General features: G+C 72.4%; 19 protein-coding genes. 9 read left to right on the forward strand and 10 right to left on the reverse strand.

The features are described from left to right. The first annotated feature begins 49 nt into the window (after positions 1-49). Positions 50-1,354, forward strand: coding sequence for an APC family permease (locus tag GGQ69_RS06965; RefSeq protein ID WP_183526368.1), 1,305 nt, complete (start codon positions 50-52; stop codon positions 1,352-1,354). On the opposite strand, the gene hisS is transcribed toward GGQ69_RS06965, so the two are convergent. Further along, a complete protein-coding gene (gene hisS, locus GGQ69_RS06970) occupies positions 1,341-2,693 on the reverse strand; it encodes a histidine--tRNA ligase (RefSeq protein WP_183526371.1) in 1,353 nt (450 codons plus the stop codon). The two genes, GGQ69_RS06965 and hisS, sit on opposite strands and share 14 nt — an antisense overlap. A 258-nt stretch (positions 2,694-2,951) precedes the next feature. On the opposite strand from hisS, the gene GGQ69_RS06975 reads away from it, so the two are divergent. Together GGQ69_RS06975 and GGQ69_RS06980 are read left to right on the forward strand one after the other, a co-directional pair. Then, entirely contained in the window at positions 2,952-4,655 is a 1,704-nt protein-coding gene (locus GGQ69_RS06975) for a DUF349 domain-containing protein (protein WP_183528390.1), read from the forward strand. Between the two features lie 94 nt (positions 4,656-4,749). Next, positions 4,750-5,445 carry a hypothetical protein gene (locus tag GGQ69_RS06980; RefSeq protein ID WP_183526374.1) on the forward strand — a complete coding sequence of 232 codons (696 nt, stop codon included), beginning with the start codon at positions 4,750-4,752 and terminating at the stop codon, positions 5,443-5,445. Here the strand turns inward: GGQ69_RS06980 and GGQ69_RS06985 are convergent. From GGQ69_RS06985 to GGQ69_RS07020, 8 genes are all read right to left on the reverse strand, one after another. Continuing rightward, positions 5,400-7,811 carry a bifunctional (p)ppGpp synthetase/guanosine-3',5'-bis(diphosphate) 3'-pyrophosphohydrolase gene (locus GGQ69_RS06985; RefSeq protein ID WP_183526377.1) on the reverse strand — a complete coding sequence of 804 codons (2,412 nt, stop codon included), beginning with the start codon at positions 7,809-7,811 and terminating at the stop codon, positions 5,400-5,402. The genes GGQ69_RS06980 and GGQ69_RS06985 overlap by 46 nt on opposite strands. Positions 7,812-7,922: 111 nt before the next feature. Continuing rightward, the gene (gene secF, locus GGQ69_RS06990; RefSeq protein WP_183526380.1) at positions 7,923-8,939 is read right to left on the reverse strand and encodes a protein translocase subunit SecF; all 1,017 of its coding nucleotides are present in this window, start codon (positions 8,937-8,939) and stop codon (positions 7,923-7,925) included. Further along, entirely contained in the window at positions 8,936-10,702 is a 1,767-nt protein-coding gene (gene secD, locus GGQ69_RS06995) for a protein translocase subunit SecD (protein ID WP_183526383.1), read from the reverse strand. The genes secF and secD overlap by 4 nt, the downstream gene beginning before the upstream one ends. Positions 10,703-10,767: 65 nt before the next feature. Next, positions 10,768-11,274: a preprotein translocase subunit YajC gene (yajC, locus tag GGQ69_RS07000; RefSeq protein WP_010143296.1), complete on the reverse strand. Its 507-nt coding sequence runs from the start codon at positions 11,272-11,274 to the stop codon at positions 10,768-10,770. A gap of 88 nt (positions 11,275-11,362) precedes the next feature. Further along, positions 11,363-12,463 (reverse strand): Holliday junction branch migration DNA helicase RuvB, encoded by a 1,101-nt coding sequence (gene ruvB / locus GGQ69_RS07005; RefSeq protein WP_255459619.1) that lies wholly within the window; start codon positions 12,461-12,463, stop codon positions 11,363-11,365. A gap of 67 nt (positions 12,464-12,530) precedes the next feature. Next, positions 12,531-13,172 (reverse strand): Holliday junction branch migration protein RuvA, encoded by a 642-nt coding sequence (ruvA, locus tag GGQ69_RS07010; RefSeq protein ID WP_010143298.1) that lies wholly within the window; start codon positions 13,170-13,172, stop codon positions 12,531-12,533. 90 nt (positions 13,173-13,262) lie between these two features. Continuing rightward, positions 13,263-13,967, reverse strand: a complete 705-nt coding sequence (gene ruvC / locus GGQ69_RS07015; protein WP_183526389.1) for a crossover junction endodeoxyribonuclease RuvC — start codon at positions 13,965-13,967, stop codon at positions 13,263-13,265. Between the two features lie 7 nt (positions 13,968-13,974). Further along, positions 13,975-14,730: a YebC/PmpR family DNA-binding transcriptional regulator gene (locus GGQ69_RS07020; RefSeq protein WP_183526391.1), complete on the reverse strand. Its 756-nt coding sequence runs from the start codon at positions 14,728-14,730 to the stop codon at positions 13,975-13,977. Positions 14,731-14,893: 163 nt separating this feature from the next. Here GGQ69_RS07020 and GGQ69_RS07025 point away from each other — a divergent pair, with 163 nt between their 5' ends. Next, a complete protein-coding gene (locus tag GGQ69_RS07025; RefSeq protein WP_183526394.1) occupies positions 14,894-16,939 on the forward strand; it encodes a M3 family metallopeptidase in 2,046 nt (681 codons plus the stop codon). A 28-nt stretch (positions 16,940-16,967) separates the two neighbouring features. Here GGQ69_RS07025 and GGQ69_RS07030 read toward each other — a convergent pair whose 3' ends face one another. Further along, a complete protein-coding gene (locus GGQ69_RS07030; protein ID WP_183526397.1) occupies positions 16,968-18,377 on the reverse strand; it encodes a S9 family peptidase in 1,410 nt (469 codons plus the stop codon). Positions 18,378-18,481: 104 nt separating this feature from the next. Between GGQ69_RS07030 and msrB the strand changes: the two genes are divergently transcribed. The 5 genes from msrB to GGQ69_RS07055 all read left to right on the forward strand — a co-directional run bounded on the left by msrB (position 18,482) and on the right by GGQ69_RS07055 (position 24,335). After that, the gene (gene msrB / locus GGQ69_RS07035; protein ID WP_183526400.1) at positions 18,482-18,982 is read left to right on the forward strand and encodes a peptide-methionine (R)-S-oxide reductase MsrB; all 501 of its coding nucleotides are present in this window, start codon (positions 18,482-18,484) and stop codon (positions 18,980-18,982) included. Continuing rightward, positions 18,979-20,049 (forward strand): low specificity L-threonine aldolase, encoded by a 1,071-nt coding sequence (locus tag GGQ69_RS07040; protein ID WP_183526403.1) that lies wholly within the window; start codon positions 18,979-18,981, stop codon positions 20,047-20,049. The genes msrB and GGQ69_RS07040 overlap by 4 nt, the downstream gene beginning before the upstream one ends. Before the next feature lie 57 nt (positions 20,050-20,106). Then, positions 20,107-20,709, forward strand: coding sequence for a DUF3000 domain-containing protein (locus GGQ69_RS07045; protein WP_183526406.1), 603 nt, complete (start codon positions 20,107-20,109; stop codon positions 20,707-20,709). A 124-nt stretch (positions 20,710-20,833) separates the two neighbouring features. Beyond that, positions 20,834-21,991 (forward strand): ribonuclease D, encoded by a 1,158-nt coding sequence (locus tag GGQ69_RS07050; protein WP_010143306.1) that lies wholly within the window; start codon positions 20,834-20,836, stop codon positions 21,989-21,991. Positions 21,992-22,115: 124 nt separating this feature from the next. Beyond that, the gene (locus GGQ69_RS07055; RefSeq protein ID WP_183526409.1) at positions 22,116-24,335 is read left to right on the forward strand and encodes a 3-hydroxyacyl-CoA dehydrogenase NAD-binding domain-containing protein; all 2,220 of its coding nucleotides are present in this window, start codon (positions 22,116-22,118) and stop codon (positions 24,333-24,335) included. Positions 24,336-24,346 lie beyond the last annotated feature (11 nt).

Genomic DNA, 24,346 nt, shown 5'->3' on the forward strand with positions numbered 1-24,346 from the left:
ATGATTCTAGTCCGTGGCCCGGGACAGATTCCCCGACGGAGGACACGCCATGCCCCAGACCCACCCCACCGCCGGTCCCCCGGCCGCCCTGCAGCGCCGCCTGGGCCTGCCCGGCGCGATCGTCATCGGCGTCGGGTCGATGGTCGGCGCGGGCGTGTTCACCTCCCTCGGCCTGGCGGCCTCCACCGCGGGGCCGCTCCTGGTGCTCGCCCTGGTCCTGGCCGGTGCCACCGCGTGGGTCAACGCCACGGCCATGGCCCAGCTCGCGGCCGTCCACCCGACCTCCGGCGGGGCCTACGTGTACGGGCGGCGCCAGCTGGGCGAGTGGGCCGGCTTCGTGGCCGGCTGGGGCTTCGTCACCGGCAAGTCCGCCTCCATCGCCGCGATGGCGTACACCCTGGCCCTCTACCTGGTCCCGACGGCGTCCGGGGCCCCGGACCGGACGGCCCGCTGGGTGGCGATCGCCGCCGTCGTGGTGATCACCGGCATCACCCTGCTGGGCATCACCCGCACGGTGCAGGCGACCGTGGTGATCGTGACCCCGGTGCTGGCCCTGCTCACCGTGGTGATCGTGGCCGGGTTCGTGGGCGTCACGCCCGGCCCCGTCCCGGCTCCCGGCGGGGGCCCGTCCGGTGCGGTGACGGACCCCACCCCGCTGGGGGTGCTGCAGGGCGCCGGGCTGCTGTTCTTCGCCTTCGCCGGCTACGCGCGCATCGCGACGATGGGCGAGGAGGTGCGCGATCCCCGCCGCACCATCCCCCGGGCCGTCTTCGGTGCGCTGGCGTTCACGCTCGTGCTCTACCTGCTGCTGGCCCTGAGCCTGCAGGCCGTCCTCGGTCTCCAGGGGCTGGGCCAGACGCCCACCGCGGTGCGCGACGCCGTCGAGGTCGTGCTCGGGCCGGACTGGGTGTGGCTGGCCGTGGTCGGGGCGGCGCTGGCCTGCCTGGGCTCGATGCTGAACCTGGCGGCCGGGATCTCCCGGACGGGCCTGGCGATGGCCCGGGAGCGCGACCTGCCGCGGCCGCTGGCGCGGATCTCGGCACGGACGTCCGTGCCGTGGGTCGCCCAGCTCACGGCGGCGGCGGTGGTCATCGTGCTGCTGCTGACCACGGACGTGCTGACCGTCGTGGGGTTCTCCTCCTTCGGCGTGCTGGTGTACTACGCGGTGGCGAACGTCTCCGCCCTCACGCTCACCGAACGCGTGGTGCCGGGACCCCGGTGGCTGAACCTGCTCGGCGCGGCGGCCTGCCTGCTCCTGGCCTTCACGCTGCCGGTCCAGTCGGTGCTGGTCATGCTCGCGGTCTTCGCCGTGGGCCTGGCCGGCCGGGCCGTGGTGGGGCTCAGGCGCCGGTGACCCGGGGACGCAGGTCCTCCTGCGGCGGCATCCACGATCCCGGGTCGGCCGGGACCTGTTCACCGGAGCGGATGTCCTTGACCTCGTGGACGGTCCGGTCGTCCTCGGTGCGGGTGAACCAGACGAAGGGGATGCCCCGGCGGTCGGCGTACTTGATCTGCTTGCCGAACTTCTCCGCGGAGACCGCCACCTCGGTCGCGATGCCGCGGGAGCGCAGTGCGCGGGCGGTATCCTGCGCGGCCGACCAGTCGTCGTCGTGGGTCAGGGCGATGTACACGGCGGTGGGCACGGAGCGAGAGGCCGAGGCCATCTGGGTGGAGAACATGCGCATCAGCAGCCGGGTCACGCCGATCGACAGTCCCACGCCCGGGAAGGTGCGGTTGCCCTTGGCGGCCAGGGCGTCGTAGCGGCCGCCGGAGCAGATGGAGCCGAGCTGTTCGTGGCCGGTCAGCACGGTCTCGTAGACGGTGCCGGTGTAGTAGTCCAGGCCGCGGGCGATCGAGAGGTCGGCGACGGCGCGGCCCGGGACCCGGCGGTGCAGTTCACCGACGACGGCGGCCAGTTCCTCGAGCCCCTCGTCCAGCAGGGCGTGGGTCACCCCGAGGGCGCGGACCTGCTCCACGAAGGAGGTGTCCTCGGTGCGGATGGCGGCCAGGGACAGGGCCTGGGCCGCCTGGTCGGCGGTGGCGCCCAGTTCGGACTGCAGCAGGCGCGAGACCTCGTCGGGACCGATCTTCTCGAGCTTGTCGATGTTGCGCAGCACGCCGGCGGTGTCCGTCAGCCCCAGGCCACGGTAGAAGCCCTCGGCGAGCTTGCGGTTGTTAACCCGGATGGTGAAGTCGCCGATCGGCAGCGCGGCCAGGGCCTCGGCCATCACGAGCGCCACGTCCACGTCGTAGCGGAACGGCAGCGTGCCGTCGCCGACGACGTCGATGTCCGCCTGGGTGAACTCCCGGGCACGGCCCTCCTGGGGGCGTTCACCGCGCCAGACCTTCTGGATCTGGTACCGGCGGAACGGGAAGGACAGGTGGCCGGCGTTCTCCACGACGTAGCGGGCGAACGGCACCGTGAGGTCGAAGTGCAGGGCCAGCCGGTTGAGGTCCTCCGCCCCGTCGGCGCGTTCGGCCGGCTCGCCCTGCAGCCGGGAGACCGCGTAGACCTCCTTGTCGATCTCGCCCTTGCGCAGCAGCTGCCCCAGGGTCTCCACGGCCCGGGTCTCGATCGAGGAGAAGCCGTGCAGCTCGAACGTGGTCCGCAGGGTGTCCAGGACATGCTGCTCAACGATCCGCTCGGCGGGGAGCCATTCATGGAAACCGGACAGGGAAGCCTTGCGGGACATGGACGACCTTTGCGTTGGGACGGGTGCGGTGACGTACCGGCGCGACTCCGGTCAGGCGGGTGCCGCGGGTGTTCGGCATCCCATTCTAGGTCCAGCCGGTACGCTGGACCTGATCGTGTCCAGACGTCCCTGCGGCCGCCAGCCGGTGCAGGGCACCAACAGGGAGTTCCAGCGGTGACGACCAGTCAGCAACCCGACGACCAGCAGACCACCCCCCAGCCGACGGAGCAGTCCGCGGAGCAGGCTCCCCAGGACGCCGTGCACCAGCCCACGGACCCGTCCGTGGAACAGGCCCCCGAGCAGGCCGCACCGGCGACCGCGCAGGAGGCCGCGACCGAGGCTCCCGCCGGTGCGCCCGGACCGTCACCCGCCGGGTCCCTGGCGGAGAGCGAGACGGAGGCCGTCCTGGCGTCCGTGGGCGCGGTGGAGGCGTCGGACGTCCCCCATGAGGCACCGGCCGGTCAGGAGGCCCCGGAGGAGCCCGCTGCCGATGAGCCGGCGCCGCAGGCCGCCGCCGCGCCGACCTCGGACAGGTCGGCCCCGGACACGCCCGCGCCGCGGGGTGGACGGGCCGGTGCACCGAAGCCGGCCGGCAGGCCCAAGCCCTCCGGCAAGCCCAAGCCGGCGGCCGGCCCCGGTCGCCCGGCCGCGCCCGGACGCACTCCCACCGTCCCGGTGACGCCCCTGCCGGCTCCGGACTACTCCACCCCGGTGGAGGAGGCCGCGAAGTTCGCCACCGTCAGCGACGACGGCCACGTCACCCTGATCGACGGCGAGGAACGGCACCCGGTGGGGCAGTTCCCGGACGGCAGCGCCGAGGAGGCGATCGCCTACTTCGCGCGGAAGTACGACGAGGTGGTCTCCCAGCTGATGCTGCTGGAGCAGCGGGTCGCCACCGGCGCCCCGGCCGGTGAGATCCAGAAGACCCTGGGCCACCTGCGCCAGACCATCGCCGAGCGCGGCATGGTCGGGGACATGCCCGCCCTGCGCGCCCGCGTGGAGGCCCTGCAGACGCGCCTGGACGACCTCAAGGTCGCGGAGCGGATCGCCCTCGAGAAGGCCCAGGCCGAGCAGCTCTCCACGCGGGAGGCCATCGTGGCGGAGGCCGAGGCCCTCGCGGCCAAGGACCCCGCCCAGGTGCAGTGGAAGCAGACGAGCGCCCGGATGGCCGAGCTGTTCGAGGACTGGAAGGCCGCCCAGAAGGCCGGTCCCCGCCTCGGCAAGGCCGTGGAGGACGGGCTGTGGAAGCGGTTCCGCACGGCCCGGACCACCCTGGACAAGCACCGCCGGGCCTTCTTCTCCCAGCTGGATGCGACCAATGCCCAGGCCAAGTCGGTCAAGGAGAAGCTGATCGCGCGCGCCGAGGCGCTGTCCACGTCCACCGACTGGGGAGCGACGGCCGGGGCCTACCGCGACCTGATGGACGAGTGGAAGGCCGCACCCCGGGCCTCCCGCAAGGAGGACGACGCCCTCTGGGCGCGCTTCCGGGCGGCCCAGGACGTCTTCTTCAACGCCCGCAAGGCCACCAACGACGAGATCGACCGTGAGTACGGCGAGAACCTCAAGCTCAAGGAGCAGATCCTCGCCGAGGGCCAGAAGCTGCTCCCCGTCAAGGACGTCAAGGCGGCACGCAAGGCCCTGAACGAGCTGCGCGGCCGGTGGGAGGACGCCGGACGGGTGCCCCGCAAGGACGTGACCCGCATGGAGTCGGCGTTCCGCAAGCTCGAGGAGGGCCTGAAGTCCGCCGAGAACGAGCACTGGCGCAAGACCAACCCCGAGACGAAGGCCCGGACCAACTCCGCGCTGAGCCAGCTCGAGGACAAGGTCGCCGAGCTCGAGGACGACCTCTCCAAGGCCCAGGCGAAGGGGGACGCCCGCGCCATTAGGAAGGCCCAGGACGCCCTGGACGCGCGGCGGATGTGGCTGCAGACGCTGCAGCAGTCGGCGCAGGGTCTGCGCTGACCCTCTCCTCCACCACCCCCTCCCGGGGGTGAGTTGTCCACAGTGAGGGCCCGGCCTGGTGCCGGGCCCTCACTCGTGCTGCCAGTCTGGTGGGGTGGTGACGACGACGGCCCGGCAGGGGCCCCGGGAGCAGTTCCTGGTCCCGGGGCTGCCCTTCTCCGCCGCCGAGCTGCGCGGCATGGAGCTGTCCGGCCTGCTCGACCATGTCATGGGGGACCTCTACCTGCCCGCGGACGCAGGCCCCGCGGCGCACGCCGGCGGCGAGGGCGTCCGGACGCGCGCCGCGGCGGTGCTCCGGCTGGCCGAACCGGTCCTGACCGGGGCCTGGGTGGCCATCGGCAAGACGGCGGCCTGGGTCCACGCCGGGGGTGCGGCACCCGGTGTCCTGGAGGCCTCGGTGGACCGGTACCACCGCCGTCCGCTGCACCCCGGCGCCGTGGGGCTGCGCCTGGAGCAGTCCGGGCTCGCCCCGGCCCCGGAGGGCGGTGACACCCCGCACCGCGCGGACGTCACGCCGGTCCACGGCCTGTGGTGCACCACGGTCGAGCGGACGGTCGAGGACCTGCTGCGCGCCGGTCCGACCGGGCCGGAACGGGCCGTCGCGGCCCTGCTGCTGCCCCGCTGCGACCCCGTCCGGTTGCGCGAGCGTTTCCGGGCCCGCCGGGGGCGGCCCGGGATGAGCGCCGCCCGGGCCGCGCTGCGCGAACTGCTCGGCCGGGACCAGACGGGCGCCTCCGGCGGGGGTCAGGCCCCGTTCGAGGACCGGCCCGCCGTCCGGTACACGTCGTAGACGCCGTCGATGCGGCGCACGGAGGACAGCACGTGGCTCAGGAACTTCGGATCGCCCATCTCGAAGACGAACTTGCTGATCGCCACCCGGCTGCGCGAGGTGTTCACCGAGGCCGAGAGGATGTTGACGTGGTGTTCGGCCAGCACCCGGGTGACGTCCGAGAGCAGCGACTTGCGGTCCAGGGCCTCCACCATGATCTCGACGAGGAACACCGAGGCCTGGGTGGGTGCCCACGAGACGTCCACGATCCGGTCCGGCTCGCTGCGCAACTGGTTGATGTTGCGGCAGTCTGCCCGGTGCACCGAGACGCCGGAACCGCGGGTGACGAAGCCGATGATCTCGTCCGGGGGCACCGGCGTGCAGCACCGGGCCAGCTTGGCCATCACGTCCCCGGAGCCCTGGACCATGACGCCGGAGTCCGGGTGCCGGGTCGGGGCCGCGATCGTGGTGATGGGCGCGGTGTCGAGCGACTCCACGTCCTCGGGGGCGGCGATGAGCTTCTGCAGGTGCTCGACGACGTTCTGGACGGAGACGTGCGAATCGCCGATCGAGGCGTAGAGCGTGGAGATGTCCGGCAGGTTCATCTCCCCGGCCACCCGCGAGAGCGACTCCGCGCTCATCAGCTGGTGCAGCGGCAGGTTCATCTTGCGCAGCTGACGGGTCAGCTGCTCCTTGCCCTTCTCGATGGCCTCCTCGCGGCGTTCCTTCGAGAACCAGTGGCGGATCTTGTTCCGTGCCCGCGGGCTGCGCACGAAGCCCAGCCAGTCCTGGCTGGGGCCGGCGCCCTCGGTCCGGGAGGTGAAGATCTCCACCCAGTCGCCGTGGTGCAGCTCGGAGTTCAGGGGCACCAGCTTGCCGTTGACGCGCGCGCCGATGGCCCGGTGGCCGACCTCGGTGTGCACCGCGTAGGCGAAGTCGACCGGGGTCGAGCCGGCCGGCAGGGCCATCACCTCGCCCTTGGGCGTGAAGACGAAGACCTCGGCGGCGTCGATCTCCGCCCGCAGGGACTCCAGGAACTCGTTCGGGTCCGTGGTGTCCTTCTGCCAGTCCATCACCGACCGCAGCCAGCCGGGGGTCTGGTCCCCGGTGCCGGCCGAGGGGGTGGACGCCTGGTCCTTGTACTTCCAGTGCGCCGCCACGCCGTACTCTGCGCGCCGGTGCATCTCGTGGGTCCGCAACTGGATCTCCACCGGCTTGCCGCCGGGGCCGATCACCGTGGTGTGCAGCGACTGGTACATGTTCAGCTTGGGCATCGCGATGTAGTCCTTGAAGCGGCCCGGCAGCGGGCTCCACTTCGAGTGCAGGACGCCCAGTGCGCCGTAGCAGTCCCGGACGGAGTCCACGAGCACGCGCACGCCCATCAGGTCGTGGATCTCGTCGAAGTCCTTCCCGCGCACGATCATCTTCTGGTAGATCGAGTAGAAGTGCTTGGGCCGGCCGGTGACGACCGCGCGGATCCTGGCCTCCTTCAGGTCCCGCTCGATCTGGCCGCGCAGGGCCGCCAGGTTCTTCTCCCGTTCAGGGGTGCGCTCCCCCACCAGCCGGACGATCTCGGCGTAGACCTTGGGGTACAGCGCGGCGAAGGAGAGGTCTTCCAGCTCCCACTTGATGGTGTTCATGCCGAGCCGGTGGGCCAGCGGCGCGTAGATCTCCAGGGTCTCCTTGGCCTTGCGCGCACTGGACTCCGGCGCGACGTACCGCCAGGTCCGGGCGTTGTGCAGCCGGTCGGCCAGCTTGATGACCAGCACCCGTACGTCGTCGGCCATGGCCAGGACCATCTTGCGGACGGTCTCGGCCTGCGCCGCGTCGCCGAACTTGACCTTGTCCAGCTTCGTGACGCCGTCCACCAGGTGCGCGACCTCGTCCCCGAAGTCCCGGCGCAACTGTTCCAGGGAGTAGCTGGTGTCCTCCACCGTGTCGTGCAGCAGGGCCCCCGCCAGGGTCGTGCCCGTCATGCCCAGTTCGGCCAGGATGGTGGCCACCGCCACCGGGTGAGTGATGTACGGGTCACCGCTCTTGCGCCGCTGGCCGGCGTGCGCCTTGTCGGCCACCTCGAAGGCCCGGATGATCAGGTCCAGGTCCTCCTTGGGGTGCCGGACCTTCAGCGTACGGATCAGCGGTTCGAGGATCGGCGAGTAGTCGTTCGCCATCCGCCCGGTGAGCCGGGCCAGCCTGCTGCGGGGCCGCCGGGAGACGATCGCCGCCGGGGAGGGGCCGGGCGGGGCGGGCTCGAGCTCGGCGGGCGTGACGTCGGCCGGCTGGGAGGTCGGCGTGGCAGAGGTGTAGGACGCCGTGCCGGAACGCCGCTCGGCGGGCGCCGGCCCGCCGTCGTGCGCCGTGCCGGGCGGGGCGGAGTCTGCACTCACAACTGCCTGCCTTCCCGCGACAAGCGCCGCCTCGCTGCGCGTGCCGCACTGTACGGTCTCGCGTCCCGTCGTGCGGGATACTCCAGTCTAGTCCGTCCGGCTCCGGCGACGTCAGGCCGGGACGGTGTCCGTTCCCACCGGGGCGCCCTCGCCGGCGGCACGGCGTTCGAGGACCCGCGCGTCGTTCGCGGCGATCCGGTCCTCTCCGCGGCGCAGCAGGGCGTAGAGCGGGGCCTGGATGAAGATCGTGGCCAGCGTGCCGACGATGATCCCGACGAAGATCGCCAGGGCGATGTCCCGCAGGGTGCCCGCACCCAGGAGGAAGGCCCCGATGAACAGGATGGACCCGACGGGCAGGATGCCCACCACGGAGGTGTTGATCGACCGCACCAGGGTCTGGTTGATCGCGAGGTTGACGTTCTCGCCGAAGGTCCGGGTGGTCTCCTCGAGATTGTGCTCGGTGTTCTCCCTGATCTTGTCGAAGACCACGACCGTGTCATACAGGGCGTAGCTGAGGATGGTGAGGAAGCCGATGATGGCGCTGGGGGTCACCTCGAAGCCGGTCGCCCCGTAGATGCCCGCCGTCAGGGCCACGACGTAGAACAGGCCGATCACCGCGGCCAGGGACATCTTCCAGGTCCGGAAGTAGATCGCCATGAGCACCGTGACCAGGACGAGGAACACGATCAGCCCGATCACCATCTGCTGGGACACGGCCTCACCCCAGGTGGGGCCGATGTAGGTCGAGGTCACCCGGTCCTCGCCCACCCCGTAGGCCTGCTGCAGGTTCTGCCCCACCGCCAGGGTCTGGTCGTCGTCCAGCTCGTCCGTCTGGATCCGCATGGTGCCCGGGGCGATGTTCGTGACCGTCGCCTCGGCCTCCGGGACCGCCTCGCTCACGGCGCGCTCACCGGCGGCGACGTCCGTGGACTGCACGCTCGAGACGGTGAACTCCGATCCCCCGCGGAAGTCGATGCCGAGGTTGAACCCGCCGCGGGCCAGGGTGAGTCCGCCGGCGACCACGAGCAGGACCAGGGAGATGGCGAACCAGAGCTTCCACTTGCCGACGAACGGGTAGGACGTCTTGCCGGTGTAGAGGCGGTTGCCCCACTGTGCCAGTGCACTCACTTCTGCTCCTCCGTCCGGTCGGCCGGGGTGGTGGCCCCGGCCGCCTGCGAGCCGACGCCGGACATCTGTTCGGCGCGCCGGCGCTCGGCGATCGTCTGCCGGCGGTCCGCCTCCCTGGCGGACTTCCGGGCCTTCTTCGAGGACGTGGCCTCGGGGCTCGGCCGGAACTGCCGGACCTTGCCGGCGCCCTGGTACAACGGCTCCCGGCCCAGCAGCGAGGGATCCAGGCCGGACATCCGGTGCCCGCCCCCGAAGAACCGGGTGTGGGCCAGCAGCTGCATGACGGGGTGGGTGAACATGAACACCACGACCAGGTCGGCGATCGCGGTCAGGCCGAGGGTGAAGGCGAACCCGCGGACGTTGCCCACGGCCACGAAGTACAGCACCACGGCGGCGAGCAGGTTCACGGCCTTGGAGGCGGTGATCGTGCGCTTGGCCCGGGACCAGCCGTACTCGACGGCCTCCGGCAGCGACCGGCCGGCCCGCAACTCGTCCTTGATGCGTTCGAAGTACACGATGAACGAGTCCGCGGTCAGGCCGATGGCCACGATCAGGCCCGCGATGCCCGCCAGGGAGAGCCGGTAGTTGTCCGACCAGCCCAGTAGGACGATGGCCAGGTAGGTGAGCAGCCCCGTCACCACGAGCGAGGCGATGGTCACGAGGCCGAGCACGCGGTACTGGAAGAACGAGTACGCGGCGACCAGTGCCAGGCCGATGAGCCCGGCGATCAGGCCCAGCCGCAACTGGTCCTCGCCGAGGGTCGCGGAGATCTGCTGTTCGGACTCGATGGTGAAGCTGATCGGCAGGGCGCCGTACTTGAGCTGTTCGGCCAGGGCGGCGGCGGACTGCTCGGTGAAATTGCCGGTGATCTGCGCCCGTCCGTCGGTGATCACCGCGTTGGACTGGGGCGCGGAGACCACCGTGCCGTCCAGGACGATGGCGAACTGCTTGCGCGGATCGCCCTCCTGGTAGGGCGTCAGCCGCTGGGTGACCTCGCGGAAGGCGTCGGCGCCCTCGCCGTTGAAGGACAGGTTGACCGCCCACTGGTTGGTGGACACCCCGGTGGCCGTGTTGACGAGTCCGAAGTCGGCACCGGCGATGTCGGTGCCCTGGACCTCCACGGGGCCGAGCAGGTACTTCACACCCGGCTGGCCGGACTCCTCGTCGCCGGGCTGGCAGGCGATGGACGGCCCGTCGGCCGGGAACTCCTTGCGGTCCGGGTTGTTCATCTGCGCCGCGCAGTCGTAGGCCTCGAACTCGGCGGCGAGTCCCGGGGTGACCCAGTTCGGGTCGGATCCGTTCTGCGGCTCGGCGCTCGGCTCGGGGAAGTCCTTCACCGGGGTGCGCTGGTCCGCGGGGACCGGCTCGAAGGGGCCCATGGTGATGACGGGCCGGAACTCCATGTTCGCCGAGGCCTGGATCAGGGCGCGGGTCTCCGCCTCGGGCACGCCGGGCAGGGACACCACGACGTTGCTGCCGCCCTGGGTCGCGATCTCCGCCTCGGCCACTCCGGAACCGTCCACGCGCTGGCGGATGATCTCCACGGCCTGGTCGAGCTGTTCCTGGGTGACCTGTTGGCCCCCGGCCACCTCGGGGGCCAGCACCATCTGGGTGCCGCCCTCCAGGTCGAGTGCCAGCTTGGGGGCCCATTGCGCCTGCTGGGTGGCGATACCGACGCCGAGGATCGCCGTGAGGACGACGATCAGGCCGGTGAGCCACCAGAGCGTGCGCCGGGCGCGTCCTCGGGGGGTCTTGTCTGCCATGGGAGATTGACGGCTTTCAGTTCACGGTGGGAGGGGCGGTGCTCGTCGGCGGCGGAGCCGTCGGATCAGGGACGGTTGCCCTCGGGCCGCTGGTCGTCCGGTCCGGTGCCGTCGGTGTCCTCGGGACGGCGCGGGGTCTCGTCCAGGGCGGCCGGGGAGTCCGGGACGGAGTTCCCGGTGGCCTCCTCACGGTAGGTCGGCGCCTCGTAGGGCGCGGCCTCGGCCGGCGCCGCGGCGGCCGGCTCGACGGCCTTGCCGATGGCCTGCAGGTGCACGGTGGCGGTGGTGCCCGGGGAGAGCTCGATCACGGCCTTGTTCTCCTCGGTGTCCACCGAGACGATCGTGCCGAACAGGCCCATGGTGGTCATGACCTCGACGCCCGGGGCCAGGCTGCTGCGCAGTTCCTGCTGCTGCTGCTGGGCCTTCTTGCTGCGCCGGAACATGCTGAAGATCAGGAAGCCGAAGATCAGCAGCATGATCAGCAGGAAGGGGTCGAACGGCAGGCCGGGGTTCTGCCCGGCTCCGCCTTCGGCGACGATCGAGGCGGTGGTCAGGTCGGTCAACAGGGTCACGTCGGGACACCACATTCCAGGGTCGGGGGCACAGGGCAACTTCACCAGTCTACGGTGTGTCCCGCCTCCGGCCGCTCCGGGAGGCCCCTCAGGCGTCGAAGAGCGTGTCGGCCCGCCGCGCGTCGGCCATTCCGGCCGGCGCGCCGTCCACGGGGCTCGCCGTCCCGGACCCGGCCACGGTCCAGAAGGCCGCCCCCGGGGCCTCGGGCGGGGGCGTCAGGCCCAGGTGCTCCCAGGCCGCGGGCATCGCGATCCGGCCGCGCGGGGTCCGTCCCAGCAGTCCCTCGCGGACCAGGAAGGGCTCGGCCACGGTCTCGACCGTCTCGGTCTCCTCCCCCACGGCGATGGCCAGGGTGGACAGCCCCACCGGTCCGCCGCCGAACTTGGTGCACAGGGCGGTCAGGACCGACCGGTCGAGCCGGTCCAGTCCCATGGCGTCGACCTCGTACATGTCCAGCGCCGCGGAGGCGGCCCGCGCGTCCACCTGCTCGAGGCCGCCGACCAGGGCCCAGTCCCGGACCCGCCGCAGCAGCCGGTTGGCGATGCGCGGGGTGCCGCGGGATCGCGAGGCGATCTGGGTGAAGCCGGCCGAGTTGACCTTCATGTCCAGCAGCAGCGCCGAGCGCCGCAGCACCAGCTCCAGCTCCTCGGTGCTGTAGAACTCCAGGTGCCCGGTGAACCCGAACCGGTCCCGCAACGGTCCGGGCAGCAGGCCGGCCCGGGTGGTGGCGCCCACCAGCGTGAACGGGGGGATCTCCAGGGGGATGGAGGTCGCACCGGCGCCCTTGCCCACCACGATGTCCACCCGGAAGTCCTCCATGGCCATGTACAGCATCTCCTCGGCGGGGCGGGACATGCGGTGGATCTCGTCGAGGAACAGCACCTCGCCCTCGGTGAGGGAGGACAGGATCGCCGCGAGGTCGCCGGCGTGCTGGATGGCCGGCCCCGAGGAGATCCGCAGCGGCGCGTTCATCTCGGCGGCGATGATCATGGCCAGCGTGGTCTTGCCCAGGCCGGGCGGGCCGGAGAGCAGGACGTGGTCGGCCGAGCGGCCGCGCATCCGGGCGGCCTCCAGCACGAGCGAGAGCTGGCGGCGGACCCGGTGCTGGCCGACGAAGTCGTCGAGGTTCTTCGGGCGCAGCGCCGCCTCGAGCTCACGCTCCTCGCCGTCGGCGCCGCCGCCGACCATCCGGGCCGGGCCGTCCTGCCCCGGCTGGGGGCTGACTGGTTCCGTCATGTCCTGCCTCCTGCGTTCCTCACGAGCGTCCCGACCGCGCGGACTGGCCCTGGCCCAGGTGCCGCAGGGTGGCCCGCAGCACCGTGGCCACGTCCGCGGACTCCTCGAGCTCCGGTTCGTGCCGCAGCGTGTCCTTCACGGCCTTGTCGGCGTCCTTCTCCGTCCAGCCCAGGCCGGTGAGTGCCTCGAGCACCGGGTCCAGCCAGGGCGTGTCCGTCGAGGGACCGTCCTCGTCCGGGCCGCCGGCCACCGGGGCCCCGGTGGGGACGAGCTTGTCCGCCAGTTCCAGCACGATCCGGCGGGCGCCCTTCGGCCCGATGCCCGGGACCCGGGTGAACGTCTTGTCGTCCCCGGAGGAGGCGGCGACGCGCACGGTCTCGGGATCGTGCACCGCGAGCACGGCCATCGCCAGCCGGGGGCCCACGCCGGAGACGCCGATGAGCACCTCGAAGACCTCCTTCTCGTCCGGGGTGGCGAACCCGTAGAGGGTCATGGAGTCCTCGCGCACCACCAGGGTGGTGAGCACCCGGCCGGTGTCCCCGACGTGCAGGTGGGAGATCGTCTGGGGCGTGGCCGAGAACTGCATGCCGAAGCCGGCCACGTTGATCACGGCGTGGTTCAGTCCCACGGTCTCCACCGTGCCGGACAGGGACGAGATCATGCGGGCCTCACTCCAGGGTCGGGGTCGGACGACAGCGGCGCATCGGGCGCTGTTCGAAGATATCTACGAACAGCCTAGCCTGTCTGCCCCTCAGACCCGGGACCCGCTCCCCCAACCGGTGGAACCGCGGGACCGGCGCTCGGCCTCGAGCCAGGCCCGCTGGGCCGCCGTCGCGCCGCGACCGCCCGCCCCGGCCCGTCCGGCCGACGCCGGGAAGCGGGAGTCCTTGCGGGGACTGGTGAGGTTCCCGGTCTCGAGTCCCCTGCCCATCAGGCCACCGCGCCAGGCGTGCGTGATGGCCAGGGCCAGCGCGTCGGCGGCGTCGGCCGGCCTCGGCGGTGCTTCCAGTCGCAGGATCCGGGTCACCATGGCCGCGATCTGGTCCTTGCCGGCATCACCGTGGCCGGTGACCGCCGCCTTGACCTCCGAGGGCGTGTGCAGGGCCACCGGCAGTCCCCGCCGCGCGGCGGCGGCGATGACCACGCCGGAGGCCTGGGCCGTGCCCATCACCGTGGGGGTGTTGTTCTGTGCGAACATGCGCTCCACGGCCACGTGGTCCGGGGCGTGCCGGTCCAGCCACTCGTTGATCGCCTCGTCGATGGCCAGCAACCGCTTGTCCAGGGTGGTCTCGGCCCCGGTCCCGACGACGGTCACCCCCACGAGCGTGGCGGTGCGGTTCGGGGCCACGTCCACGACCGCGATGCCGCACCGGGTCAGCCCCGGGTCGACGCCGAGCACGCGCAGCGGGCGCGCGGCCGGCCGGGCCGCGCCGACCGGTCCCGGACCCCCAGCCACGATCCGGTCAGTCCTCGTCGAGCTGGGCGAGGACCTCGGGGGCGATGTCGACGTTGGAGTAGACGCCCTGCACGTCGTCGAGGTCCTCGAGGGCCTCCTCGAGGTGCAGGAAGGTCTTGGCGCCCTTGGCGTCGAGGTCGACCTTCATGGTGGCGACGAACTCCATCTCGTCGGTGTCGTACTCGATCCCGGCCTCGTCCAGCGCCGCGGTCACGGCGGACATGTCCGAGGGGTCGCACAGGACCTCGAAGGAGTCGCCGGACGTCACGACCTCCTCGGCGCCGGCGTCGAGGACGGCCATGAGGACCTCGTCCTCGGTGGTCCCCTCGGCCGGCAGGCGGACGACTCCGGTGCGGTTGAACAGGAAGGCGACGGAGCCGGCGTCGGCCATGGTGCCGCCGTTGCGGGTCACCGCGGTGCGGACATCGGCGGCGGCGCGGTTCTTGTTGTCCGTCAGGCACTCGACCATCAGCGCCGAGCCCTGGGGGCCGCGCACCTCGTAGATGATCTCGGTGTAGTCGATGACCTCGCCGGTGAGCCCGGCGCCGCGCTTGATGGCACGGTCGATGTTGTCATTGGGGACCGACTGCTTCTTGGCCTTGGTCACGGCCAGTTCGAGGGCGGGGTTGCCGTCCAGGTCCGGGCCGCCGACGCGGGCCGCGACCTCGATGCCCTTGACGTACTTGGCGAAGGCTTTCGCCCGACGCGCGTCGATCACGGCCTTCTTGTGCTTGGTGGTCGCCCACTTGGAATGCCCTGCCACGTGTTCTCCTCCCCTGCCCGGCCGCGCGCGGCACGACCGGGATCGGCTGTTGGTGACGTCCGGCGGGTACCGGCTGAAGTCTGCTGACGAGTCTAGCGGGACGCCGCCGCGGCGCAGTGAGCACCCTGTCCACGGATCGGTGGATGTGAAACAGTTGCTGACCATGACGACCGACACCCTCACCGCCGCCGGCACCGATGCCAACCCGTTGCTGACGCCGTCCGCGCTCCCCTACGGCCTGCCGGACTTCGGCGCCATCCAGGACCACCACTTCCTGCCGGCGTTCCGGGCGGGCATGGCCGCGCACCGGGCCGAGCTGGAGGTCATCGCCACGGACCCGGGTCCCGTCACCTTCGAGAACACCGTCCTGGCGTTCGAGCGCTCCGGCCGGGCGCTGCGCCGGGTGTCCATGGTCTTCCACCACCTGGTGGCCGCCGACGGCACGGACGCCCGCCACCGGATCGACGAGGAGATCAGTCCGGAGCTGTCGGCCCACCAGGATGCGACCTACCTCGACGAGCGTCTCTACCGCCGGTTGGCCGGCGTGGACCTGGAGGCGTTGACCGGCGAGGATCACCGGCTCGCCACGGAGACCCTCAGGGCCTTCCGCCTGCGCGGCGCGGACCTGGACGCGGCCGCCAAGCGGCGCCTGGCCGCCATCAACGAGCGCCTGGCCGTGCTCTCCGCCCAGTACGGGCGCCGCATGGTGGAGGGGAACACGGCCGCGGCCGTCTGGTTCGCCTCGGCCGCGGAGCTGGCCGGGCTCACGGAGCAGGACCTCGCCGCGGCCGCGGAGGCGGCCCGCACCGCCGGGCACGACGACGGCTACCTCCTCACGCTGTCCATGTTCACCTCCCAGCCCTGGCTGGAGACACTCGAGGTCCGGGAGTCGCGTCGGCGGGTCCACGAGGCCGCCTGGCACCGGGGCAGCACCGACGACGAGCACTCCACGCTGCCGCTGGCCGTGGAACAGGCCGCCCTGCGCGCCGAGAAGGCCGGGGTGCTGGGACACTCCAGCTGGGCCGACTACGCCCTGCAGGACCGGACGGCCCCGGACCTGGCGGCGGTCCGGGACCTGCTCGGCCGGATCATCCCGGCCGCCACCGCGAATGCCCGACGGGAGAGGGCGGAGGTCGAGACCGCGGCCGGACACCCGGTGGAGCCCTGGGACTGGCCCTTCCACGCGGCCCGGATCGAGCGGGAGAGGTTCCGCGTGGACGCCTCCGGGCTGCGCGCGTACCTCGAGCTGGACCGGGTCCTGACCCACGGCGTCTTCGCCGCCGCCACCGCCCTCTACGGGATCACCTTCCGCGAGCGCCCGGAGCTGCCGGGATACCGTCCGGACGTGCGCGTGTGGGAGGTGCTGGACGCCGACGGCGCCGGGCTGGGCCTGTTCGTGGGGGACTTCTTCACCCGGCCGACCAAGTCCGGCGGGGCCTGGATGGACTCCCTCCGCGAGGCCTCGACGCTGTTCGGCGAGCAGCCCGTGGTCACCAACACCCTGAACATCCCGGCCCCGGCCGAGGGTGAGCCGGCGCTGTTGACCGTGGACCAGGTGACCACCCTGTTCCACGAGTTCGGGCACGCGCTGCACGGGTTGTTGTCCACGGCCCGCTATGCCTCCCTGTCCGGGACGGCGGTGCCGCGGGACTTCGTGGAGTTCCCGTCCCAGGTCAACGAGATGTGGATGTACTGGCCGGAGGTCGTCACCGCGTACGCGCGCCACGTGGACACCGGCGAGGCGATCGACCCCGAGGTGCTGGCGGCCATCGAGGCGTCCTCGCTCTGGGGCGAGGGGTTCCGCACCACGGAGTACCTGGGCGCGACCATGCTGGACCTGGCCTGGCACTCCCTGGCGCCGGGGACGGTGGTGCAGGACCCGCTCGTCTTCGAGCACGAGGCGCTCGAGGCCGCCGGGCTGGATCCCGCCCTGGTCCCGCCCCGCTACCGGACCGGGTACTTCAAGCACATCTTCGCGGGCGGCTACGCGGCGGGGTACTACTCCTACATCTGGTCCGAGGTACTGGACGCGGACACCGTGGAGTGGTTCCGGTCCCGGGGCGGGCTGACGCGCGAGAACGGCGAGCGCTTCCGCGCGGAACTGCTCTCCCGCGGCAACACGCGGGACCCGTTGGAGTCCTACCGGGCCTTCCGGGGCCGTGACGCGGACCCGGAGCACCTGCTGCGGCGCCGCGGGCTGCTGGGCTGAGCCGCCCGGCGGTCCCGCGCCGGGCGGCTCAGGACCCGGCCGCGACCAGCTGGGACAGGCCGGGCCGGGGCGAGGTGAGCACCGCGTGCAGCCACAGGCGCACCGCGCGGTCCCACTTCTCCGGGTCGACGTTCCACTCCCGGGTGTGCCGGGCCAGCGTGAACCGCACGAAGCTCACCATCTGCGGGTTCTTCGCGGCCAGGTCCATCGAGGGCCCGACGGGGACGAAGTCGTCGTCCTCCGAGTGCAGGATCAGCGTGGGCACCCGCACCTGGTCGGCCCGGGCCACCCAGTTCATGGCCTTCAGGTCCACGGGGGCCGCCAGTCCGGTGGCCCAGCGGCCGGCCCGGTTGCTCATGAGCCACTGCCCGAGGCGCCCGGAGGCATCGGGCAGCCGGTTCAGCCTCGCCTGGTGGGCCAGCACGTCGATCCAGTTGATGACGGGGCCGTCCAGCACCATGGCGGCCACGGAGGAGGCCAGTTCGGAGCGGTCGGCCAGCTGCAGGCACACGGCGGCCCCCATGGACCAGCCGAACAGCACCACCTCGCGGGCACCGTGCTCCAGCGCGTACGCGACCGCGGCCTCGACGTCGCGCCACTCCGTGGTCCCCAGGCCGTAGCGCCCGTCCCCGGCCGCCGGGGCGTCCCCGTCGTTGCGGTAGGAGATCAGCAGGGAGGTCATGCCCAGGGCCCGGGCGGAGCCGATCGCGCGGATCCCCTCGGTGCGCTTGGCGCCCCGGCCGTGGACCATGATCGCCCAGATGCCCTCCCCCGGCAGGACGCGCGCGGGGCTGCCGGCCACCGGGCCCTGCTCGGGACCGGGGTGCGCCGTGGCCGTGCCGGTCCGGCGCGCGGGGTCACCGGCCGCCGGCACCAGCCAGGCCGGGGCGGAGCCGTTCTCCACGGCGATCCTCACGTCCAGCGCCTCGTAGCCCAGCGTCCGCGGATCGGGGTAGATGAACCCGGCCCACCGGCCCCGGACGGCCCTGGACAGGTCCCCGGAGTACACCTCCTCGACCTCGCGCTGGACGGTGCCGTCGCGCGGGTCGAACGAGGACACCGCCCCGATGCGCGCCACGCCGGCGCCGCCGTCGAACACCAGGGAGTACGTCCCCGGCACGGTGGTCTCCTCGTTGACCGGGAGGATGATCTCCAGTCCGGACTCGCCCTGGACGACGGCGAGGATCTCGAGGTCCTCGGCCGGCGTCTTCACCGGCGTCACCACGGTCCGGGCGAACAGTCCGGCAAGCCCGGAGATGGTGCCGGCGGCCACCGAGCCGGTCACCACGCCGGCCACGGCGGCCACCGAGGACCAGCGCATCACCGGCTCCGCCTTCCCGATGCCCTTGCGCAGGCTCCGGCCCCGGCCGCGCCACCGGCCGGTCAGGCCGGCCAGCCCGGACGGGGAGGGACGCGCGGAGGTGGTGCGTGGGCTCATGTGCTCCATTGTGTCCGCCGGGCGGACCGGTGTGCCAACCGGATGGGTCGCCGGCCGGGTCGTCGCGGGCGGGCCCGGGAAACAACTGGCCGGTCCGTGGTGTTATGGGGACCATGAGTGATCCGCATCCCACCCCCGGCAGTCCCGACTCCGTCCCCGTCCCCGCCTCGCCCGCCGCCCCCGGTCCCGCCGGTGACCCGGCGGCGCGGGATCGTTCGGACGCGGAGTGGCGCGAGCGCCTGAGCCCGGCCGAGTTCCAGGTCCTGCGCCAGGCCGGGACCGAGCGCCCGTTCACCGGGGAGTACTGGGACACCGAGACCGAGGGCGTCTACGCCTGCCGCGCGTGCGGCTCGGAGCTGTTCCGCTCGGACACCAAGTTCGACGCCCACTGCGGCTGGCCCTCCTTCTTCGCCCCGCTGGCCGAGGACCGGGTGGAGTACATCCGCGACTCCACCCTGGGCATGGAGCGCATCGAGGTGCGCTGCGCCAACTGCGGCTCCCACATGGGGCACGTGTTCCAGGGCGAGGGCTTCGGCACGCCCACCGACCTGCGCTACTGCATGAACTCGGTGTCCCTGACTCTGCAGCCCAAGGCCGGCGCATGAGCGGACCCGCCCCGCGCGGCTTCGCCTCGGACAACTACGCCGGCGTCCACCCCGAGGTGCTCGCGGCCATCGCCGAGGCCAACACCGGCCACGAGAGCGCCTACGGTGACGACTCCTGGACGGCACGGTTGCAGGAGGCGGTCCGCGGGCAATTCGGTGAGCGGGCCGAGGGGTTCCCGGTCTTCAACGGCACCGCGGCGAACGTGGTCGCGCTGCAGTCGCTGCTGCCCCCCTGGGGCGCGGTGATCTGCGCCGAGAGCGCCCACATCCACCAGGACGAGGGCGGGGCCCCCGAACGCGTGGCCCGGACCAAGCTCTACACCGTGCCGACCCCGGACGGGAAGCTCACCCCCACACTGGTCGACACCCAGGCCCACGGCCTCGGCTTCGTCCATCGCGCCCAGCCCGCCGTCGTCGAGATCGCCCAGGTCACCGAGCTGGGCACGGTCTACACCCCGGACGAGGTCCGGGCCCTGGCCGACCACGCGCACGGCCTGGGCATGGCGCTCTACATGGACGGGGCCCGACTGGCCAACGCGGCCGCCGCGCTGGGCACCTCGCTGCGCTCGTTCACCACCGACGCCGGCGTGGACATCGTCTCCTTCGGGGGCACCAAGAACGGGGCCCTGGGGGCCGAGGCCATCGTGCTGCTGAACCCGGACGCCGTGCAGGCCGGGCCGCAGGGGGCCGGGAAGGCGGTGGAGTACCTGCGCAAGTCCTCGATGCAGCTGGCCTCGAAGATGCGCTTCGTCTCGGCCCAGCTGGTCGCGCTGCTCACGGACGAGCTGTGGCTGCGATCGGCCCGGCACGCCAACGCGATGGCGGCACGGCTGGCCGAGGGCGTCCGCGCCCTCGACGGCGTCACCCTCACCCAGGAGCCGGCCGCCAACCAGGTGCTGGCCGTGCTGGACCCGGTGGTCGCCGAGGCCGTGCGCTCCCGGTACGCGTTCTACGACTGGGACCGCTCCCGGAACGAGGTGCGCTGGATGACCTCCTGGGACACGACCGCCGACGACGTGGACGGTTTCACCGCCGCCCTGTCCTCCGCACTGGACGCCACGCGGTGAGCCTCGCCACGGCGCGTCGCACGGACATCCCTCAGGCAGGGCTTTCACGTTGACACCGTGACTGCCCTAGGCCACCATCCCGCAGAGTCGCGGCGCCTTCCCACGGAGTTCCGCGAGGCGCTCGCGGGCCTGCGCCGCGCCCGGCACCGGCAGGAGGTCACCCTGGACGAGATCCCGGCCCCCGGCCGGCTGGCGCCGTATGCCGTGGCGCTGGCCGCCGAGGTCCACGAGCCCTCCGACCTGGGCCCGTCCGAACTGGCCACCGGACGGTTCATCCTGCTCCACGACCCGGCCGGCTCCGAGGTCTGGCAGGGCACGTTCCGGGTGGTGACCTACATCCGCGCCTCGCTCGAGCTGGACCTGGGCAGTGATCCGATGCTCGGCGCCGTGGCATGGACCTGGCTCGTCGAGGCACTGGAGACCCACCACGCCCGCTACACCGAGGCCGGTGGCACGGCCACGCGCGTACTCTCGGAGAGCTTCGGCGGACTGGCCACGCGGCCGGACACCACCGACATCGAGCTGCGGGCATCATGGACCCCCGAGGGTCCGGACACCACCGAACACCTGGAGGCCTGGGCTGACATGGTCTGCGCCTTCGCCGGCCTGCCCCCGGTCCCGGACGGGGTCACGCCCCTGCCGCGCATCAGGAGGAACTGACATCACCGCAGAGACCAGCCGCATCCCGGAGACGACCGAGCCCGAGGCACAGACCGAGGCTGCGGCCGCGGTCCCCCGGCTCATCACGGAGCCGGCGGGAGGAATCCCCTTCGTCACCGAGACCGTGCAGGAACTCGAGCGGTGCGCCCGCCTGCTGGCGGCCGGCACCGGTCCGGTGGCCGTCGACGCCGAGCGGGCCTCCGGGTTCCGCTACGGCCAACGCGCCTTCCTCGTCCAGATCAAGCGCGAGGGTGCCGGCATCTGGCTCATCGACCCGGAGGCGTTCGACGACCTCGCGGTCATCCAGGAGTCCCTGACCGGCGTGGAGTGGATCCTGCACGCCGCCACCCAGGACCTGCCCTGCCTCTCGGAACTGGGGATGTGGCCCGACCGGCTGTTCGACACGGAACTTGCGGGCCGGATCCTCGGGCTGCCCCGGGTGGGCCTGGCCTCCGTGCTGGAGCAACTGCTCGGGGTCACGCTGGCCAAGGAACACTCCGCCGCCGACTGGTCCAAGCGGCCACTGCCCGAGGACTGGCTGCGGTACGCGGCGCTCGACGTCGAGCTGCTCGTGGAACTGCGCGCCGCCATGGTGGGCATGCTCGAGGCCTCCGGCAAGCTCGACTGGGCCGAGGAGGAGTTCGAGGCCATCCGCACCACTCCCCTGCCAGGGCCCCGCACGGACCCGTGGCGCCGGACCTCCGGGATGCACAAGCTGCGCCGGCCCCAGCAACTGGCGGTGGTCCGGGAGCTCTGGGAGGCCCGGGAGGCACTGGCCCGGAACCGGGACACCGCCCCGGGACGGCTGATCCCAGACTCGGCGATCGTCTCCGCGGCCGCGGCCCAGCCCTCCACGGTCCCCGCGCTGCTGAAGACCCCCGGCTTCCACGGCCGGGCCGCCGCCAAGGAGGCGCCGCGCTGGCTCCGGGCCATCCAGGCCGGGCAGGCGGCGGCACGGACCCCCGACCGGTTGCCGGCACTGCACGTGCCCAACGAGGGCCCGCCCCCGCCGCGCGTGTGGAGGGACCGCAACCCGCTGGCCGACCGCAGGCTCAAGACGGCCAAGGAGTGGGTGGGCAACAAGGCCGAGGAGCTGAACCTGCCCACCGAGAACCTGCTGACCCCGGACACGTTGCGCCGGGTGTGCTGGACCCCGCCCGAGGCGATCGACCTGGACTCGGTCTCGGCCGCGCTGACGGATCTCGGCGCCCGCCGGTGGCAGGTGCAGATCACGGCGCCGATCATCACCGTCGCACTGCTGGATCCCGATCCGGCCGCGTGAGCGGGGCGGCCAGCGAACGGCGGCCGTGGCCGCCCACGGCCGACGCACCCTTGCCCCTGTAGTTACCGATCGGTAACCTGGGCGGTGCCCACACCGTCCGCCCGCCCCCGATCCCAGGAGCAGCATGCCCGCCTCGCCCGCCCCCTCGTCCGAGACCACCGCACCCGACCGCTTCGAGGCCTTCCGGGGCCTCGCGGCCCGCTTCCCGGACGAGGTCGTCACCCGGGCCGAGGTCAGGGACCTCGTGCTGCCGGGCGGGGCCGGGACCCTGGCCCTGATCACGCTCGACAACCATGCCGGCCCGCGGCGTCCCACCACCCTGGGCCCGAACACGCTGATCGGCCTCGGTGAGGTGCTCACCGGCCAGGCCGCGCGGGCCCGCGGCGGGGAGATCGCCGCACTCGCGGTCACCGGCAAGCCCGGGTTCCTCGTGGCCGGCGCGGACCTCGGCTCCATCACGGAACTCACCGAGCCCACCGACGGTGCACTGCTGGCCCGGCTGGGCCACGAGGTCTATGACCTGCTCACCGAGTTCCCCGTACCCTCCTTCGCGTTCATCAACGGACTCGCGCTGGGTGGCGGGCTGGAGCTGGCGCTGGCCGCGCAGTACCGTACGGTGTCCTCCGCCGCGACGGGGTTGGGACTGCCCGAGGCGTTCATCGGCCTGGTCCCCGGTTGGGGCGGGGTGTGGAAGACCCCCCGGATCACCGGGCCGAAGGACGCGGTGACGCTGATGCTCGCCAACCCGCTGCACAACAACCGCTCGATCGACGGGCGCACGGCGTACTCGATCGGCCTGGCGGACGCCCTGTTCGACCCCTCCGAGGACCCCGCGGACCCCACCGGGTTCCTCGACGCCTCGCTGGCGTGGGCCGCCGGCGTGGTGACCGGGGACGCCGACACCCTCGCGGCCCTGGAGTCCCAGCGGGACCGGGACCGTTCGGATGCCGCCTGGGACGAGGCCATCGACGAGGGCCGCCGGATCGTCGCCGAGAGGACCGGCGGCCACGTCCCGGCACCGGCCGCGGTCCTGGAGCTCTTCGAGGCCGGCCGGCACCGCAGCCGGGCCGAGTCCGCCGCCGCCGAGTGCGAGGCGCTGGCGCGCCTGACCCTGACCCCGGAGTTCCACCGCACCGTCTACGCCTTCCTGGACGTGGTGCAGAAGCGCTCCAAGCGCCCCGCCGGGGCCCCCGATGTCTCCCTCGCCCGGCCGGTGCGCAAGGTCGGCGTGGTCGGCGCCGGTCTGATGGCCGGCCAGCTGGCCCTGCTGTTCGCCCAGCGCCTGGGCGTGCCGGTGGTGATGACGGACATCGACCAGGCCCGCGTGGACCGCGGCCTGGCGCACGTCCGGTCCCAGGTGCAGAGGCTGGTCTCCCGCGGCAGGCTCTCGGCCGGGTCCGGGACCGAGCTGGCCGGGCTCATCACCGGTTCCGTGTCCAAGGACGTCTACGCGGACGCCGACTTCGTGATCGAGGCGGTCTTCGAGGAGATGGGCGTCAAGAAGCAGGTCCTCGCCGAGCTCGAGGCCATCGTCTCGGCCGACTGCATCCTCGCCACCAACACCTCCTCGCTCTCCGTGACCGGGATGGCCGCGGACCTGGACCACCCGGAACGGCTCGTCGGGTTCCACTTCTTCAACCCGGTGGCCGCCATGCCGCTGCTGGAGATCGTCCGCGGCCCGGCCACCACGGACGAGGTCCTGGCCACCGCGTTCGGCACGGCCCGGACCCTGGGCAAGACCGCCGTGCTCGTCCAGGACGCCCCAGCCTTCGTGGTGAACCGCGTCCTGCTGCGCATGATGGGCGAGGTGCAGGCCTCGTTCGATGAGGGCACCCCGGCGGGCACGGCGGACCACGCCCTCGACTCCCTCGCGCTGCCGATGACGCCCTTCACGTTGCTGGCCATGGTGGGCATCCCGGTCGCCCAGCACGTCACCGAGTCCCTCAACGCCGCCTTCGGGGACGCGCGTTTCCCCGTCTCGGCCAACCTGCAGCGCCTCATCGACGCCGGCAAGACCGCCCTCTGGGCCAAGGACCTCACGGGAGACCGGATCGAGGCCGAGTCCGGCGGCGCCTCGGGTGAGACCATCCCGGCCGGCACGGCGGCGCTGCTGGACCAGGGCGACTCCCCCCAAACCGGCGAGGAACTGCTCGTGCGCGTCCAGGACGCCCTGGCCGAGGAGATCGGCCTGATGCTCGCCGACGGGGTGGTGGCTGATGCCCGGGACATCGACCTGTGCATGATCCTGGGCGCCGGCTGGCCGATGCACCTGGGCGGGATCACCCCCTACCTGGACGACGTGGGCGCCTCACAGCGCGTGAACGGCACCAGGTTCCACGGCTGAGCCGGCGCGGG

It is taken from the genome of Micrococcus sp. TA1 (genome assembly GCF_014199555.1).
In the GTDB taxonomy this organism is placed as follows: Bacteria; Actinomycetota; Actinomycetes; order Actinomycetales; family Micrococcaceae; genus Citricoccus.

Bases quoted from the DNA above. Each gene is read 5' to 3' on its own strand.
- GGQ69_RS06965 (WP_183526368.1), top strand. From the start codon at position 50: ATGCCCCAGACCCACCCCACCGCCGGTCCCCCGGCCGCCCTGCAGCGC.
- hisS (WP_183526371.1), bottom strand. From the start codon at position 2,693: ATGTCCCGCAAGGCTTCCCTGTCCGGTTTCCATGAATGGCTCCCCGCC.
- secD (WP_183526383.1), bottom strand. From the start codon at position 10,702: ATGGCAGACAAGACCCCCCGAGGACGCGCCCGGCGCACGCTCTGGTGG.
- ruvB (WP_255459619.1), bottom strand. From the start codon at position 12,463: ATGGTCGGCGGCGGCGCCGACGGCGAGGAGCGTGAGCTCGAGGCGGCG.
- ruvA (WP_010143298.1), bottom strand. From the start codon at position 13,172: ATGATCTCGTCCCTGTCCGGCACGGTGGAGACCGTGGGACTGAACCAC.
- GGQ69_RS07025 (WP_183526394.1), top strand. From the start codon at position 14,894: ATGACGACCGACACCCTCACCGCCGCCGGCACCGATGCCAACCCGTTG.
- GGQ69_RS07030 (WP_183526397.1), bottom strand. From the start codon at position 18,377: ATGAGCCCACGCACCACCTCCGCGCGTCCCTCCCCGTCCGGGCTGGCC.
- msrB (WP_183526400.1), top strand. From the start codon at position 18,482: ATGGGGACCATGAGTGATCCGCATCCCACCCCCGGCAGTCCCGACTCC.
- GGQ69_RS07040 (WP_183526403.1), top strand. From the start codon at position 18,979: ATGAGCGGACCCGCCCCGCGCGGCTTCGCCTCGGACAACTACGCCGGC.
- GGQ69_RS07055 (WP_183526409.1), top strand. From the start codon at position 22,116: ATGCCCGCCTCGCCCGCCCCCTCGTCCGAGACCACCGCACCCGACCGC.